Genomic DNA, 16240 nt, shown 5'->3' with positions numbered 1-16240 from the left:
CACTTTTTTAATCGTAAGAAATTTTTGTCCCATGAGTCCAACTAGCATCACCTTCTTGTAAGCCGCCCCTTGATTCGATTTCTATCACAATTTCTTTATAGATACTTTGACCTTCTGCATTTAAATACGGCAAAATCTGTTGTAATGAATGATGAAAATAAGCTAATTCATCTTCTTTCCATTCATTTTTTGAAATCATCGTTAGTTCAGTCATATCGCGTCCTATATACATATTTCCACCTCCATTTTCTATAGTTTGAATGAGTAACAAGAGATATATGCGGAATTTTTTCAAAAGAAAATTACGGATAGCTTCTAGTTGAATTGGTTACATTATTGATTGTGGAGGTGAGAAAGATGAGTAAAAAACAACAAGGTTATAACAAGGCAACTTCTGGTGCTAGCATTCAAAGTACAAATGCTAGTTATGGTACAGAGTTTGCGACTGAAACAAATGTACAAGCAGTAAAACAAGCGAATGCACAATCAGAAGCAAAGAAAGCACAAGCTTCTGGTGCACAAAGTGCAAACGCTAGTTATGGTACAGAATTTGCAACTGAAACAGACGTGCATGCTGTGAAAAAACAAAATGCACAATCAGCTGCAAAACAATCACAATCTTCTAGTTCAAACGAGTAATGAAAGAAAAACACTTCTCCATTTCGAGAGAAGTGTTTTCTTTGTGTGCGGGTCATTGTAATGAAAAGAAAGCGGACGACATAACTTCTAATAAGTCAACAAATGTAGTCAAAGGAGAAGGAAGTTAAAGATTAGAAATATGTAATTAGGAATAATAACTGATGAATAAATCTAAAAGGGGGTAAGTAATGAACGATTTTGATAAGTTGGTAGGAGAGCAATTGGAAACGATGGATGAGTTGTTAAAGTTACAAGCTCATCTAGAGAAATATCAGCAAATTGAAATCAGCGAAAAGGATACGTGCGATAAAAAGGAATTACATTTTATCCGCCAAGAAATATATAGAACAGAATTAGCGTTAAAACTGTTACATGAGAAATTTGAAGAGCAAACAAATAGTGTGATTCAATCTTTTGAAACTGAAAAAATGATTTCGAATTTAGGGTAAGGCATATTGTTACCTTCCGGTGAAAGGCCCTTCTTTAGATAGAAATAAGGAAGGGCTTTTTCTATTCCCATTTCCTCGTTTGTAAATCATTCAGCGAAGGCCCCGTCTCCTAAGAAGATTAGGGATATAGTATTCGGTGTGAAAAATAGAGTCTTGTGGCTTTAGTTTTAAAATTTCGACAAAAAAGTTATAATAGAAAAAAAGTGAATGCAGCTCAAAGGGCATTTGCAGTTGAAAGAAGGGAGCATATATGGGATTTCCCAAAGAAGGAGAAAAAGTACAAATACATAGTTATAAACATAATGGCTCCATTCATAGAATGTGGGAAGAGACAACAATTTTAAAAGGGACACAGAGTCTTGTTATCGGAGCAAATGATCGTACAGTAGTGACAGAATCAGATGGCCGAACATGGATTACTCGTGAACCAGCAATTTGTTATTTTCATGCAAACTATTGGTTTAATGTGATTGGGATGCTAAGGGAAGAGGGAGTATATTATTATTGTAATTTAGGCTCACCTTTTGCATATGATTCTGAAGCATTAAAGTACATTGATTATGATTTAGATATTAAAGTATATCCAGATATGACATATACGCTTTTAGATGAAGATGAGTATGAAAAGCATAGTCAAATTATGCAGTATCCACCTGTTATTGATACTATTTTAAAACGAAATGTAGCACAATTAACACAATGGATTCATCAAAGAAAAGGGCCATTCGCGCCAGATTTTGTAGATATGTGGTATGAAAGATATTTAATGTACAGAAATTAAAACAAACCTGCAGGGGATTTCCCGGCAGGTTTGTCCTATTAGAGGGGGGATTATGTGCAAGGTATAAAAAGATATTTGCACTTTGTTAAACCATATCGATGGCTTATTGCTATTACGATTATGATTGGTCTAGTTAAATTCGGCATCCCGCTTATTATGCCGTGGTTATTAAAATATATTATCGATGATGTAATTCAAGGTGGAGGGTCACTTCAAGATAAAACATCCCAATTAGTAACAGCCGTTGGGATTGCCTTTTTTATTTTTGCAGTAATAAGACCGCCAATTGAATATTATCGTCAATATTTCGCGCAGCGTATCGCAAATACAATACTATATGATTTGCGAAAACATATTTTTGGTCATTTGCAAAAGTTGAGTTTACGCTATTATTCGAACACAAAAACAGGGGAAATTATTTCACGTGTAATCCATGATGTAGAACAAACGAAGGATTTTGTAATTACTGGTTTGATGAATGTTTGGTTAGATACGGCAACAATTGCAATTGCTATTATTGTTATGTTTTCTATGAATATAAAATTGACATTTGTTGCGCTATTAATTTTACCTATTTATGTAGTGGCGGTGAAATATTTTTTCGGACGTCTTCGAAAATTGACGAAAGAGCGTTCACAAGCGTTAGCAACGATGCAAGGGTATTTACATGAACGTATTCAAGGGATGCAAGTGACACGTAGCTTTGCATTAGAAGAATATGAGGGTAAGCAGTTTGAAAAAAGAAATAATGAATTTTTGACGAAAGCGTTAACGCATACGAGTTGGACTGCAAGGACATTTTCAGCAGTGAATACGTTAACCGATTTAGGCCCGTTACTGGTGATCGGCTTTGCAGCATATGAAGTAATTCAGGGGCAGTTAACATTAGGGACTATGGTTGCCTTTGTTGGATATATGGATAGTTTGTATAGTCCGCTTCGCCGCCTTGTTAATTCCTCCACAACATTAACACAGTCTTTCGCATCGATGGATCGAGTGTTTGAATTGTTAGATGAAAAATACGATATTGTCAATGTGCCAAGTGCGGTACAAACGACAAAATTAAATGGTGAAGTGATATTTGATAATGTATCTTTTCGTTACAATTCGGATGAAAAAGAGATATTACATAACCTTTCGTTAACTATGTTGCCAGGAGAGAAGGTAGCACTTGTAGGAGCGAGTGGGGGAGGGAAGTCATCTCTTGCTAGCTTAATCCCACGTTTCTATGATGTTTCTTCAGGTGCAGTTTATGTAGATGGGATAGATGTTAGAAAGTATGATATGAGAAATTTACGTAGTCATATTGGAATTGTACTGCAAGATAATTTGTTATTTAGTGATACAATCGGGGCAAATATTTTATATGGAAATCCGAAAGCTACAGAGGAAGAAGTGATTGCAGCTGCTAAAGCTGCGCAAATTCATGATTTTATTATAGAGTTACCTGATGGCTATGATACTGTCGTTGGGGAACGCGGTGTGAAGTTATCTGGTGGGCAAAGGCAACGTGTAGCGATTGCAAGAGTGTTTCTAAAGAATCCATCGTTACTTATATTAGATGAGGCGACTTCCGCTTTAGATTTAGAAAATGAACGGTATATTCAGCAGGCGCTTCAGACGTTAGCTGCTGATCGGACGACGATCGTAATCGCACATCGATTGGCGACGATTACGCATATGGATACGATTATTTACATTGAAGATGGTGAAATTAAAGAAACAGGTTCTCATGAAGAGTTAATGAAAAAAAGAGGGTTTTATTACAATTTATATCAACTTCAACATATAACAGAAACAGCTCCTTTAGCGTAAAAGGAGCTGTTTTCTTTATTCGTCTTCTTTTTTATCTTCGATTTGGAGTTCTGCTTCTGGTTTATGGTATGTGTAGAAGCTATCCACAAGTAAATCTAAATGCTCTACTTCTTCACTATAGTTAATAATGGCAGAAATAAGAGGGAAGAGGTGTAGCCATGTTTTATAAGCTTCCTCATCGTCCTTGTTTTGATAATCCATAAAGATATCAATTAATTCTTGTTTACCTGTTTCAACTTCATCAAGCATTTCAACGGATTGTTGTTTTTTTGCTTTACCAATAAATTTTAATAAAACTTGTTCATGGTAATGGGTTAATGAGTCAAGTTCGTTTTGGATAGATTCCTGAAATTCTTCTGGCATATAGCGCAGTTCATTTTCAGTACGATGTAATGATTTTAACGTACTTAAAGCACGGCTTGTCGTCGCTAACATTTGTCTGAATAAAACGAGCTTACGAATTTTTGCGAACTGTACTTTTTTCGTGTAGCTTCTTTCTTCTTTATACAGCAAATAGTAATGGTTTAGTTTGATCATCTTTTCTTTCATACGATCAATATCAGTTTTTAGCGTTGTAAAATCAGAAGCTTGCCTACTATTCATTCGAATCCATTTTACAATTTCTTCTGTATTATCAACGATACGGTGATATAGTTTTGTTTCGTATTTTGGCGGCATAAACACTAAATTTACAAGTGAAGCCGCAATAATTCCAATCATAATCGTCGCAAAGCGAAGTAAGGCAAAACTAAAGAAATCGTCGCCTTGATACTCCATAATGGCGATAACTGTTACTAAAGCAATTGATATTGTGTTTTCTAATCGTAATTGTAACGTAAGCGCAATTACTAATATACATGTTAATCCAATAATAAAAGGATTATGTCCAAAAGCAGTAGCAAATACGATAGCGAATACCGCACCAATGACGTTTGCTTGAATTTGCTCAAGAGCTGTTAAATATGAGCGGTATACAGACGGTTGAACAGCGAATATAGCTGAGATTCCCGCGAATACTGGACTCGGTAATTGAAGTAAAATACAAGCAAATAAAGCTAATGTGATGGCAATACCCGTTTTTAAAATGCGAGCACCAAGTTTCATACCCTTAATAAGATCCTTTCTCTTGTCATAATGAATGTACAACATGATACTATACATTCATTACAATATGTTAGCAAGTGATATTTTAGTGACGTTAATAAGAAATTAAGATTCATTTTATACTTTTTCCTAATTCTTTTTAAACATCAATTTTTAGTGAAAAAACCTGCTGAATTTCAGCAGGTTTCAAATTGTTACTATAGATTACTATGAGAAGTGTACTTCGTCAATTTTTTCTTGAGAATGAAAAGTTGGTATATCACTCTGTGGAGATAGATGGATCAGCCTGCTCTTTTTTCGGGATAATTTCAAAAAACTGTTGCTGCATATCATCGAGTAACGGTGTTAATAAAGCAACTTCCTCGTATTGCTCATGTTCATTTAATACACGAATATAATCTAGCAATAACTCAGTCACATCTTGCACGCCATTTTTACTAATTGGTTGTAATGTAACATTTGCCCCTTTTGCGATTCTTCTTTTTAAGGCGTTTTCTGTTAAACCCGAGCTTGAATCATGACGTAAATAAACAACACCACCAGTCATACCAGCACAAATCCATGGACCAGGATCCCCTAAAACAAGCGCTCGCCCATTTGTCATATATTCAAAAGCGAAACCTTTAATATTAGAGTATACACCTATATTCCCTTGCTCTTTTTCACGGAGTGGCTTTGTCATTCGCCCTCCAATTATCATGTCTGCTCCAGAGAGGCGAATGCCGGCGCGAGCATCAGCGTTACCTTGAACGTATAGCGATCCTTTTTGTGCACCGTACCCAAAACCTTTTCCGACAGAACCGTTATAATATATGCCGTCTTTTCCTTTTGCTTTCGTTATATAAATACCACCACCAAAGGAGGTTTTACCAATACCATCTTGTGCACCGCCATTTACGTGTATAAATAAGTTCTCACTATTATAAGCACCTAATCCATTTCCAGGAATAGAGCCATTCGTATACTTTAATGTAAGTGGTTCAAGCTTCGTGTCTTCATATAATTTACTACGAACGCGATAGCAAGATTCTAGACCACCCATAACGCGTTGCTCTACGCCAACGCCTACTAATTCTTTTGAATGAGGGGAATGAACTGTTTCAAATTGTTTTTCCGGTACGTATTCTGTTTTTGTAACAGATGGGTGTTCTATCGTTTGTAGTAAATTACATAAGTTTAATAAATTTTCGCCTTGAACTTGTTCTAATAAATCGGAATGTCCAACAATTGCTTGTAAATTTGTATAACCAAGATTTCCTGTTAATCGTTTTAGTTCTACGCCAAAAGTGGTGAATAAATGTAATAATCCAGCAACGGCGCTTTCTAATTCGCGCGGGACGAAGCGGCGTAATCCGTGTTCTTTCGCCTGAGCTTCAGACTCAATTTGTGTTGCAATTCCAACGTGACAAGTATCTAGATGACATCCGCGGCAAGTTGTACAGCCGATTGCAATCATGGATAATGTACCAAACCCAATACGGTTTGCTCCAAGGAGCATGATTTTCAAGGCATCATTAACACTTCGAATACCACCGTCAGCCCAAATTTCTACTTTATGTCTCATATTTGCTTCTAATAAAGCATTGTGAGCGGCTTTCACACCAATTTCTACAGGAAGCCCTACATGTTGCAATGCGTGAATACGTGCAGCACCTGTACCACCATCAAATCCGCTAATGTTAATAAAGTCAGCACCAGCTTTTGCGATACCGACAGCAATTGTTCCAATGTTAGGGACGACAGGGACCTTTACAGCTACTTTCGCAAGTTGATTAGCCGTTTTAATTTCTGTAATCATTTGAGCTAAATCTTCAATGGAATAAATATCATGGTTGTTAGAAGGTGAAATTAAATCTGAGCCAATTGTAGCATTACGTGCTTCAGCGATTTTTGCTGTTACTTTTGAACCTGGCAAATGTCCACCTTCACCAGGCTTTGCGCCTTGCCCGATCTTTATTTCAATTAAGTTTGATGAATTTAGTAGTTCGGCATTTACGCCAAATCGCCCAGATGCAACTTGTTGTCCACGTGTATGTGGATATTTTCCAATCATATCTTTAATTTCGCCGCCTTCACCGTTTAAACTAATCATATTTAGCTGATCGGCCGCTTCTGCATATGCACGGAAGGCAACTTCATTTTGAGAACCGAATGACATGGAACTAATAATAAATGGTAAATCATGATTTTGAATGCTGATGGACACTTCTTCAGTTGGAACTACATGTTTTGTTTCTTTCGTTTGAACAAGGTGTCTAATTGCGATTGGATTATTTTCTTCTAATTCACTTAACTTGTCACGGTAATCATCATAAGAGTTTCCTTTTGCGACATCGCCGATTGCTTTCCAAATTCGCGGGAATATATGAAAAGATTTTCGCATTCTAACTTTAGGATTGTTATAATCATCCGCTCGCAATTGTGCATCTTCAGCAAGTGATTCAAGCGAAAAAGCTAAATCATTTGAACCGAAGAAATTCGTAATTTGTAATATATTTGCGATTTCCTCATGTAATCCGATAGAAGAATAGAGGCGACCGTAACCACGTAATTCATGAATTCCAATTGTTGAAATGACTTTTTCTAGTCCTTTATTAAGAGCAGTATACAAATTCGTAATTGGCGTTTTTGTTCCATCATTTACGGTTGCAAATAATAAATATGGATTCATACCATCTGCTCCTAATCCATACAGTGTGACGATATCATGTAAGGAGCGAAGGGCACCAGAACGTATAACGAGAGAGCAGTTTCGGCGTAATTTATTTTCGCTTAATACTTGATGTACTTTAGCGGTAACTAAATGCGGATCAATCCATAACTGTTCATTTAGATGAGCGTTGGCATCGTCTATTAATAGTAGGGAAGCTCCATCGTTCACGGCCTTTATCGCTTCAGAACTAATTCGATTTAAGGCGCATTGTAAAGTTTCTGTCGGACTGAATGTAGCAGAGATTGTAGCGATAGAGCTATGAGTATTGAATAGCTGTATAAGTTGTTCGTACGTAATTGTGTGTAATTCCTCTGTAATAGATTGTGCTACACTTCCTTCTAGAATAATGGGGGAAAGCATCTCAACTACAAATGGCTGTTTAGCTCCGCTTAATAAACTTGGGCGCTCTCCAAGTATTGTTCGTGTGGAGAAGTGCTCGACCTCTCGATCACGATCGATTGCTGGATTTGTAACAACGGCTACACTTTCCTTAATGAAATCAGCGATATTTCGTCTATCAGTATCGAGTGCTGCAAGTGGTGAGTCATGCCCAAGTGAGCGAATTGGCTCGACGCCTTTTGTTGCCATCTGTTCAAGAAGCTGAATATGTTCTCGATCCCACCCGAAAGAAACGTACTGTTTCGTTTCAACTTGAACAGAATCACATAATCCTTGGATTTCTTTCGTTTCAGGGATAGATAAGTTTAAATGATAATTGCTAACATCGATTCGTTTTTGGAAACGATTATATACTTCAATTTGGTATTTGTCGTATTCATAAAGAACAAGTTCATCTTGTTCATTCCATTTTAATCCGACCTTTTCTCCAGGAGCGAGTGGTTTCGGTTCTTCTACATATTCGGTTGGTGATACAACTCCAGGTTCAGAAGAGAAAACATAAGAACTCACTGTCTCTACTTTCCATACTGGTCGTAGTCCAAGGGAATCAACGCTGAAAACAGCCTCATCTTTATAACGTGAAATAATACCAGCTGGACCTTGCGCAAAATGGCCCCATGCTTCACGTATATACGTATATAAATCTTGTAAATGCGGTTCATAAAGTTTAATTTCATTAATAATTGGTGGGAATAGTATATCCATTGCTTCAAATAAACTGTAGTCGTATTGAACAAGTAGGGTTTCTAGGGTGCGGTTTAAATCTTGGGAGTCACTTCCCCCAACAGTAAGTGGAACATGAATCATGTCAGCTTGATCGCGTAATTTTGCAATTGTGTTAATTTCACCATTATGTCCGAGAATGCTAAATGGTTGTACACGAAAAAAATTAGATAATGTATTAGTAGAATAGCGGTTATGTCCTAGTGTCATAGTTGAAGCGATAAGTGGATGTTGTAAATCATTGTAATAGGCAACAAGTGTATCCCCAGCACCTAGAACTTTATATACAACATGGTCACGACTTAATGAAGCAACATGAATCGCTTCGTTTTCCTCTATTTTTATCGTTACTGAAAATAATGTTTGCTCAATATTTTCAACTTTATTTTCTGCGATAAGAGCAACTTGCCAAAATAAAGGTTCTTCCTGTTTACCAAGTGGACCGAGTGCATCGGAATTTATTACATCATCACTTTCAAAAATAATAGTAAAATTTTCGTTATTTAATTGCGTACGAATATGATTTTTTAAATTAACGATATTTGCGTTTTTGTTTAGAAAAAAATGTCCAACGATAAAGTGGGGATGATCCACAATCGTTGGATTGTATCCGTTATTTTTCAGCTTTTCATTCCAAAGTGCTTTTGGGACATCAATGTGAATTCCGATACCATCTCCTTCACCATTAATGAAACCAGCTCGATGATTCATTTTGACAAGTGATTGTATGCAAAGGTCGATGTTTTCTTTTGTAGGAATTTTTCGTTTCTCCATAACGGAAACGATTCCACACGCATCATGTTCTGCATTTTTATAATCTCGAAATAAAGACGGTGTCCATGTATTTGTTTTATTGAGCATCCGTCAATCCCCCCTCTTATTGAAGTTTGAATAATCTTACTATTCAAGGCGTGAGCAGCCTTATATACAAGGATAGTAAGGATATAAAATAAAAATAAAACAGATAATTATGAATAATTATACTATTAATGAGGGATTTATGAAATAGAAAAAAGGAAAAAAGAAAGATGTGCTTTCTTTTTTCCTTTTAATGACGGGATTATTTATTATCCGCTAAAGCAGCAAATGCTCTGCCTACAGCTTCAATTGTATATTCAATATCTTCTTTTGTATGTTCTGTCGTTAAGAACCATGCTTCGTATTTAGAAGGTGCTAAGTTAACTCCTTCTTGAAGCATAAGCTTGAAGAATTTACCGAACCTTTCACCGTCTGTATCTTGTGCTGCATCGTAATCTTCAATTGTATTTGTTGTGAAGTATACAGTTAAAGCACCTTTTAGTCGGTTTAATGTAATATCGATATTATGTTTTGCAGCTTGCTCTAAAATTCCCTTTTCAAGCATCGCACCAAGTTCATCTAATTTCTCATAAAGACCTTCTTGTTGAAGAACTTCTAGACAAGCGATACCGGATGCCATAGAAGCAGGATTTCCTGCCATTGTACCAGCTTGATATGCAGGTCCGAGCGGAGCAACTTGTTCCATAATTTCTTTCTTACCACCATAAGCACCGATCGGAAGTCCGCCGCCAATAACTTTACCAAGCGCTGTTAAGTCTGGTGTTACGCCAAGTAAGTCTTGAGCACCACCGTACATAAAGCGGAAAGCAGTAATAACTTCATCATAAATTACTAGTGCACCAGCTTCGTGAACAAGTTCATTCACTTTCTCAAGGAAGCCAGGTTTTGGCTCTACAATACCGAAGTTTCCAACAATCGGTTCTACAAGGATAGCTGCTACTTCATGTCCCCATTTATCTAAAGCTTCTTTTAAAGTTTCTACATTATTAAATGGAACGGTAATAACTTCTTGAGCGATACTTTGTGGTACACCGGCTGAGTCAGGAGTTCCTAGCGTAGAAGGGCCAGATCCAGCTGCTACAAGTACTAAATCAGAATGACCGTGGTAACAACCAGCAAATTTCATAATTTTTGTGCGGCCTGTGTAAGCACGAGCGACGCGAATTGTTGTCATTACTGATTCAGTACCAGAGTTTACGAAGCGGACTTTATCTAATGCAGGCATTGCTTCTTTTAACATTTTTGCGAATTTTACTTCTAGTGCTGTTGGTGTTCCGTAAAGTACACCATTTTCAGCAGCTGTTGTAATTGCTTTTGTAATGTGCGGGTGAGCATGTCCAGTAATAATAGGACCGTATGCTGCTAAATAATCGATATATTTATTTCCGTCTACATCCCAGAAATAAGCACCTTTTCCACGTTCCATAGCAACAGGAGCGCCGCCGCCAACTGCTTTAAAAGAACGAGAAGGACTATTAACGCCGCCAACGATATGTTCTAAAGCTTCTTTATGTAATGCTTCTGATTTTGTGAATTTCACTACAATTCATCTCCTTACAAAAATCTATGTATTATTCTAACATGTTTTTCGAAAAGACGTATTGTTTGTGATAGAGAAGGCAGTTGGGTAAACTATTCGTTGTGACATTTAGGAAGGGGGTCCGATTATGAAATCGGTAATTGAGGTACAAGGGTTACGTAAAGAATTTACAGCCTATTCAAGTCGTCCGGGATTAAAGGGTGCTTTTCGCGATTTATTAAATCGTAATTATAAAATAGTACCAGCAGTAAATGATGTATCTTTTACTGTGAAACAAGGTGAAATGGTTGGGTATATAGGTGAGAACGGTGCTGGTAAATCAACAACTATTAAAATGCTTACGGGGATTTTGACTCCGACATCAGGAGAAATTTTAGTAAATGGGATGAACCCGCATAAGCAGAGAGAAGAATTCGTAAGAACGATTGGTGTTGTTTTCGGTCAACGCTCACAACTTTGGTGGGATATTGCTGTACAAGAATCTTTTCGTTTATTAAAAAAAGTGTACGGTGTATCAGACGCTCAGTATAAAGAGCATATGGAACACGTGATTGAAACGTTAGATATTGGTCCTTTATTAGATAAGCCAGTTCGAAAGTTATCTCTAGGTCAAAGAATGCGTTGTGAATTAGCGGCAGCATTAATTCATAATCCACCGTTATTATTTTTAGATGAACCAACAATTGGGTTGGATGTTCTTGTGAAATTAAAAATACGTGAATTTTTAAAAGAAATGAATGAACGTTATAAAACAACAATCTTATTAACAACCCATGATATTACTGATATTGAAGCTTTATGTGAGCGCGTTATCATGCTGGATGAAGGAAATATTATGTATGACGGTTCTTTAAATAATCTTCGTACACAGTGGGGAGCAGAGAAGGAAATCCATTTTCAATTTATTGCACCAGTTTCCTATCAGGCTTTATCAATGGTTATGCCAGATAGTCATGTCGTTTGGTCGAAAGCGAAAGAGGAAAACGCGTGGGTTGCAAAAATACCGAATGAAGAAGTTATCATTTCAATGCTTATTTCTAAAGTAGTACAAGCCTTTCAAATTAAAGATTTAAAAATTAACGAAGTATCTACAGAGGAAATTATTCGTAACATTTATGAAGAAGGTATTAAACATGGGTAAGTACATTGAAATGATTCGGATTCGCTTTTTAATGATGCTTGCGTATCGTACAAACTATTATAGTGGGATTTTAATTTATACAATTAATATCGGTGCGTATTATTTTTTATGGCAAGCAATTTATAGTGGAAAAGAGAATATTGAAAGTTTATCTATTTCGCAAATGACTACTTATATCGCAATTGCGTGGATGGCACGTGCTTTTTATTTTAATAATATAGACAGGGAAATTGCGATGGAGATTCAAGAAGGACGTGTAGCAGTAGAACTCATTCGTCCATATAACTATTTAGGCATGAAAGTGATGCAAGGTCTTGGTGAAGGAATATTTCGTTTTGCTTTCTTTTCAATTCCAGGTATGGTTATCGTTACCTTATTATTTTCATTGCAAATTACAACGAATTTTCAAACGTGGTTATATTTCTTCTTATCTTTAATATTTAGTTTTATTATTAATACACAAATTAATTTAATGACGGGAATGCTCACGTTCTTCCTATTTAATAATAGTGGAATTATGTATGCGAAACGTGTCGTTATTGATTTATTTTCAGGTCTATTATTACCAATTAGTTTTTATCCGTTATGGGCCCAAAAGGCAATGATGTTTTTACCGTTTCAGGCAATTAGTTATATTCCGAGTATGATTTTTTCAGAAGGTATACAAGGAAGTAAATTGTATGAGGCATTATTATTCCAAGTAATTTGGGCAATTGTACTTATTATTCCAATTGTACTCATGTGGAGAACGGCGAGAAAACGTCTAATTGTACAAGGGGGATGATGAGATGATATATATAAACCTATTTTTGCAATATGCAAGCCAATATATAAAAACAAAATTGGAGTATCGGGGCGATTTTATCGTTGGATTACTTTCTGATTTAGCACTACAGGCTGTTAATTTAATCTTTATTCTCGTTGTGTTTGGGCATACACAAGCATTAAAGGGCTGGAGTAGAGAAGAAGTAATCTTTATTTATGGTTTCTTTTTAGTGCCGTTTGCCATTTTCTCAGCTTTCTTTAACATATGGGACTTTAATGATCGTTACATTATTAAAGGAGAAATGGATCGTATATTAACGAGACCGATTCATAGTTTATTTCAAATTATATTAGAAAGAATGGAACTGGAATCTTTAATTGGAGCGATTACAGGAATAATTGTAATGGGATATGCAGCAGTGGAGCTGCAATTATCTTTTTACTGGTACGATTTCTTCTTATTCTTACTGATGGTAGGAGGAGGAGCACTTGTATACGGAGGGATATTTGTTACGCTTGCGAGCCTTGGTTTTTGGTCGGATGCGAAAAGTTCAATTATGCCGCTAATGTATAACATAGGTAACTATGGTCGCTATCCTGTTAACATTTATAACCGTGTGATTCGCTTCATTTTAACGTTTGTTTTACCATTTGCGTTTGTCGGAGTGTATCCAGCAGCATACTTTTTAAGAAAAACAGAGTGGAATAGCTATGCATTTGCAACACCATTCGTTGGTGTTATCTGTTTTACGATTGCAATTACTCTTTGGAATCAAGGGGTAAAAAGGTACCGTGGTGCTGGGAATTAATTATAGAAGCTTGTTTGTTTCTAAGGGATAAATCCAATGGCCGTCTCATACATATAAAATGAGGTGGAGGACATGTTATGGGGATTTATTCTATTAATTGCAGCAATTGCTATTTTGAGAAGTGTCCAATTGTTATGGAGTTCATATTCAGATTCTAGGCGTTTCTTTTCGCTTTATAATTTAGCCTCCTTATTTTTAATTTATACAACGGTATTGATTGCGTTTGGGTTAAGTTATGTTGTATTAGAAGAAATGGGTTTTGCAGTTTTGAAAGAAGATGGAGAAAGTTTGCATGCCCAATCTTTTCAACTTGTAGAAATTTGCTTATATTTTAGCGCAGTTACTTTATTGTCCGTTGGGTACGGTGATATAGCTCCGATTGGAATAGGGAGATGGATTGCGATTGCAGAAGCGCTAATTGGATATACATTACCGTTTGCTTTTGTAATGAGGTCTGTAATAGACAATGAAAAATAAGATAGCATTTGATATAGTAAAAGAAAAGAGTAGGAGTGATAACAATGATCACAGTAGGAGAAATGGCTCCAGAATTTACATTAGAGGGAAGTAACGGGGAACAAGTTCGCTTAGCTGATTTTCGTGGTAAAAACGTAGTGCTATATTTTTATCCGAAAGATATGACTCCAGGGTGTACAACTGAAGCATGTGATTTTCGCGATGCGTATGGATTATTTCAAGAGAAAGATACAGTTATTCTTGGTGTAAGTCCTGATTCAGCGAACAGACATCTGAAATTCATTGAGAAGCATGAGCTTCCATTTGTACTTTTAGTAGATGAAGATCATAAGGTAGCGGAATTATACGACGTTTGGAAATTGAAAAAGAACTTTGGAAAAGAGTATATGGGAATCGAGCGTTCTACATTCCTTATTAATAAAGACGGTGAGCTTGTAAAAGAGTGGCGTAAAGTGAAAGTGAAGGGACATACTGAAGAGGTTCTTTCTTATATAAAGTAAATTCATTGTGGAGATAAAATATATAGAAGTAAGGCGAGTGTCTATACATATTTTATCGTCTTACATAAAGTGAAGTGTAGGGCATACCTCCTCAGATGATAGTATTCCAAGTGCGATTATGTCGCACTTTTTTTCTATGTAAATGTATAGAAAATGGGGAAGGATATATAAGAATAAGGCTATATACAAAAATAAACCACATACTTATAGTAGAAATATTGACGATTTATAAGAAAAGGAGTACACTCTTTATAAGAATTATAAAATAATAATCCGTATAGAATCGGGGTGCATGACGGTGGTCAAAGAAGAATTAAAAGAAGCGCTAGAAATGCTGAAAAATACGGGTGTACGCATTACTCCACAGCGTCATGCTATTTTAGAGTACCTTGTGGAATCTATGACGCACCCAACAGCGGATGACATTTATAAAGCATTAGAAGGTAAGTTTCCAAATATGAGTGTTGCAACTGTCTATAATAACTTACGTGTATTTAAAGAGGTTGGACTTGTAAAGGAATTAACTTATGGAGACGCTTCAAGTAGATTTGATTATGTTACAAGTCAACATTATCATGTGATTTGCGAAAAATGTGGTAAGATTGTTGATTTTCCTTATGGAGGTTTGGAACAGCTTGAAGAGGAAGCTGCGAAAACGACAGGCTTCGTTATTAATAGTCATCGCTTAGAAATTTATGGCGTTTGTCCAGAGTGTCATAAGGCGTAATATATAATAAAGAAAGAGGGAGACGTAAACGTCTCCCTCTTTCTTTATTATATATGGGAATTACGTTAGGTTCAGGAGGATTTAAAACGTTCAGTGAAGAACCTAAAATTAAAACTAAACGTTAAAAGGTGATTTCTTTGTTAAGAAATCACCTTTTAACGTTTAGTTTTGTAAGGGCACATTGTACCTATATATGCCTATGATTTATAGCTCTTCTTATTATATTTTTCATCAAATTCTTTTCCTTCTAGATTTCGATCCATTGTTAAAGGTTGGTTGCAATGCATACATGCGTCGACACGACCGAGCATTTTGGTCGGCTTATCGCAGCTTGGACAAATAATTTGTACAGTTTTAGTAGATAACATGCCAATCCAAAAGTAAACGACAGTACTAGCGATAACAGCTAAAAAGCCAACCATCATAAATGTCGTCATAATAATAATGTTTTCACGGAAAAAGACACCTAAGTATGCAATGAAGAGGCCGATAAATACTAAACTTAATGCAAAGGTCCGGATTTTATTGATTTTGTTTGAATACTTAATGCTCATTCTCACCACTCCCCTATAACAATAATATAACATAAAATTTAGAATTTTCACTCGTCCGTAAACGTGATAAACCGATAAGATATGAAATATGGAGTATAATGAAGAATGAAGGGAGGCTATAATGATTTTTGGAACATATTTTTAAAGTTTTAACGGGATGTGAAATTTTTTTGTAAAAAGTATTGACCCTTTATATACTGCATGATATATTAATAACCGTCGCTGATGCGGAAACGCAGAAAACGACAAAAAAGAAATTGAAAAACTTAGTTGACATCGAAAAAC

Annotated in this window: 15 protein-coding genes; 10 read left to right on the top strand and 5 right to left on the bottom strand. The window is 36.1% G+C overall.

The annotated features are described in order from the left end of the window. Positions 1-7 precede the first annotated feature (7 nt). Complete coding sequence (locus ILS93_RS25320) at positions 8-232, bottom strand: hypothetical protein (RefSeq protein WP_000275431.1); 225 nt, start codon at positions 230-232, stop codon at positions 8-10. A 125-nt stretch (positions 233-357) separates the two neighbouring features. Between ILS93_RS25320 and ILS93_RS25315 the strand changes: the two genes are divergently transcribed. The 4 genes from ILS93_RS25315 (at position 358) to ILS93_RS25300 (ending at position 3684) form a co-directional block, all read left to right on the top strand. After that, a complete protein-coding gene (locus ILS93_RS25315; RefSeq protein WP_000039038.1) occupies positions 358-639 on the top strand; it encodes a gamma-type small acid-soluble spore protein in 282 nt (93 codons plus the stop codon). Positions 640-827: 188 nt separating this feature from the next. Continuing rightward, positions 828-1088 (top strand): YgaB family protein, encoded by a 261-nt coding sequence (locus tag ILS93_RS25310; protein ID WP_000997573.1) that lies wholly within the window; start codon positions 828-830, stop codon positions 1086-1088. A 250-nt stretch (positions 1089-1338) separates the two neighbouring features. After that, positions 1339-1869: a nucleoside tri-diphosphate phosphatase gene (gene ntdP, locus ILS93_RS25305; protein WP_000506626.1), complete on the top strand. Its 531-nt coding sequence runs from the start codon at positions 1339-1341 to the stop codon at positions 1867-1869. A 54-nt stretch (positions 1870-1923) separates the two neighbouring features. After that, the gene (locus ILS93_RS25300; protein ID WP_098102478.1) at positions 1924-3684 is read left to right on the top strand and encodes an ABC transporter ATP-binding protein; all 1761 of its coding nucleotides are present in this window, start codon (positions 1924-1926) and stop codon (positions 3682-3684) included. A 15-nt stretch (positions 3685-3699) separates the two neighbouring features. Here the strand turns inward: ILS93_RS25300 and ILS93_RS25295 are convergent, their stop codons facing one another. The 3 genes from ILS93_RS25295 to hemL all read right to left on the bottom strand — a co-directional run bounded on the left by ILS93_RS25295 (position 3700) and on the right by hemL (position 10982). Further along, complete coding sequence (locus tag ILS93_RS25295) at positions 3700-4788, bottom strand: aromatic acid exporter family protein (RefSeq protein ID WP_064477270.1); 1089 nt, start codon at positions 4786-4788, stop codon at positions 3700-3702. Between the two features lie 259 nt (positions 4789-5047). Next, positions 5048-9484: a glutamate synthase-related protein gene (locus ILS93_RS25290; protein ID WP_098102479.1), complete on the bottom strand. Its 4437-nt coding sequence runs from the start codon at positions 9482-9484 to the stop codon at positions 5048-5050. A gap of 199 nt (positions 9485-9683) precedes the next feature. Then, positions 9684-10982, bottom strand: a complete 1299-nt coding sequence (hemL, locus tag ILS93_RS25285; RefSeq protein WP_064477272.1) for a glutamate-1-semialdehyde-2,1-aminomutase — start codon at positions 10980-10982, stop codon at positions 9684-9686. Between the two features lie 127 nt (positions 10983-11109). Here hemL and ILS93_RS25280 point away from each other — a divergent pair, with 127 nt between their 5' ends. From ILS93_RS25280 to perR, 6 genes are all read left to right on the top strand, one after another. Continuing rightward, positions 11110-12123 (top strand): ABC transporter ATP-binding protein, encoded by a 1014-nt coding sequence (locus tag ILS93_RS25280; RefSeq protein ID WP_000843649.1) that lies wholly within the window; start codon positions 11110-11112, stop codon positions 12121-12123. Beyond that, positions 12116-12907 (top strand): ABC transporter permease, encoded by a 792-nt coding sequence (locus ILS93_RS25275; protein ID WP_000521517.1) that lies wholly within the window; start codon positions 12116-12118, stop codon positions 12905-12907. Before ILS93_RS25280 ends, ILS93_RS25275 begins: the two co-directional genes overlap by 8 nt. 4 nt (positions 12908-12911) lie before the next feature. After that, positions 12912-13697 carry an ABC transporter permease gene (locus ILS93_RS25270; protein ID WP_000639385.1) on the top strand — a complete coding sequence of 262 codons (786 nt, stop codon included), beginning with the start codon at positions 12912-12914 and terminating at the stop codon, positions 13695-13697. A 72-nt stretch (positions 13698-13769) separates the two neighbouring features. Next, a complete protein-coding gene (locus tag ILS93_RS25265; protein ID WP_000964347.1) occupies positions 13770-14174 on the top strand; it encodes a potassium channel family protein in 405 nt (134 codons plus the stop codon). 44 nt (positions 14175-14218) lie between these two features. Then, the gene (gene bcp, locus ILS93_RS25260; protein WP_060486952.1) at positions 14219-14674 is read left to right on the top strand and encodes a thioredoxin-dependent thiol peroxidase; all 456 of its coding nucleotides are present in this window, start codon (positions 14219-14221) and stop codon (positions 14672-14674) included. 298 nt (positions 14675-14972) lie between these two features. Continuing rightward, positions 14973-15401, top strand: coding sequence for a peroxide-responsive transcriptional repressor PerR (perR, locus tag ILS93_RS25255; protein ID WP_000237831.1), 429 nt, complete (start codon positions 14973-14975; stop codon positions 15399-15401). 197 nt (positions 15402-15598) lie between these two features. Here the strand turns inward: perR and ILS93_RS25250 are convergent, their stop codons facing one another. Continuing rightward, positions 15599-15955, bottom strand: coding sequence for a YgzB family protein (locus tag ILS93_RS25250; protein WP_000025063.1), 357 nt, complete (start codon positions 15953-15955; stop codon positions 15599-15601). Positions 15956-16240 lie beyond the last annotated feature (285 nt).

The organism is Bacillus sp. 16GRE42 (assembly GCF_019837435.1).
Classification (GTDB): domain Bacteria; phylum Bacillota; class Bacilli; order Bacillales; family Bacillaceae_G; genus Bacillus_A; species Bacillus_A wiedmannii.
This window is presented reverse-complemented; position numbering and strand designations above follow the sequence as displayed.

Coding starts and splice junctions, on each gene's coding strand:
- ntdP (WP_000506626.1), top strand. CDS start 1,339: ATGGGATTTCCCAAAGAAGGAGAAAAAGTACAAATACATAGTTATAAA.
- bcp (WP_060486952.1), top strand. CDS start 14,219: ATGATCACAGTAGGAGAAATGGCTCCAGAATTTACATTAGAGGGAAGT.
- ILS93_RS25265 (WP_000964347.1), top strand. CDS start 13,770: ATGTTATGGGGATTTATTCTATTAATTGCAGCAATTGCTATTTTGAGA.
- ILS93_RS25315 (WP_000039038.1), top strand. CDS start 358: ATGAGTAAAAAACAACAAGGTTATAACAAGGCAACTTCTGGTGCTAGC.
- ILS93_RS25290 (WP_098102479.1), bottom strand. CDS start 9,484: ATGCTCAATAAAACAAATACATGGACACCGTCTTTATTTCGAGATTAT.
- ILS93_RS25275 (WP_000521517.1), top strand. CDS start 12,116: ATGGGTAAGTACATTGAAATGATTCGGATTCGCTTTTTAATGATGCTT.
- ILS93_RS25320 (WP_000275431.1), bottom strand. CDS start 232: ATGTATATAGGACGCGATATGACTGAACTAACGATGATTTCAAAAAAT.
- ILS93_RS25270 (WP_000639385.1), top strand. CDS start 12,912: ATGATATATATAAACCTATTTTTGCAATATGCAAGCCAATATATAAAA.
- ILS93_RS25280 (WP_000843649.1), top strand. CDS start 11,110: ATGAAATCGGTAATTGAGGTACAAGGGTTACGTAAAGAATTTACAGCC.
- ILS93_RS25250 (WP_000025063.1), bottom strand. CDS start 15,955: ATGAGCATTAAGTATTCAAACAAAATCAATAAAATCCGGACCTTTGCA.
- ILS93_RS25310 (WP_000997573.1), top strand. CDS start 828: ATGAACGATTTTGATAAGTTGGTAGGAGAGCAATTGGAAACGATGGAT.
- ILS93_RS25295 (WP_064477270.1), bottom strand. CDS start 4,788: ATGAAACTTGGTGCTCGCATTTTAAAAACGGGTATTGCCATCACATTA.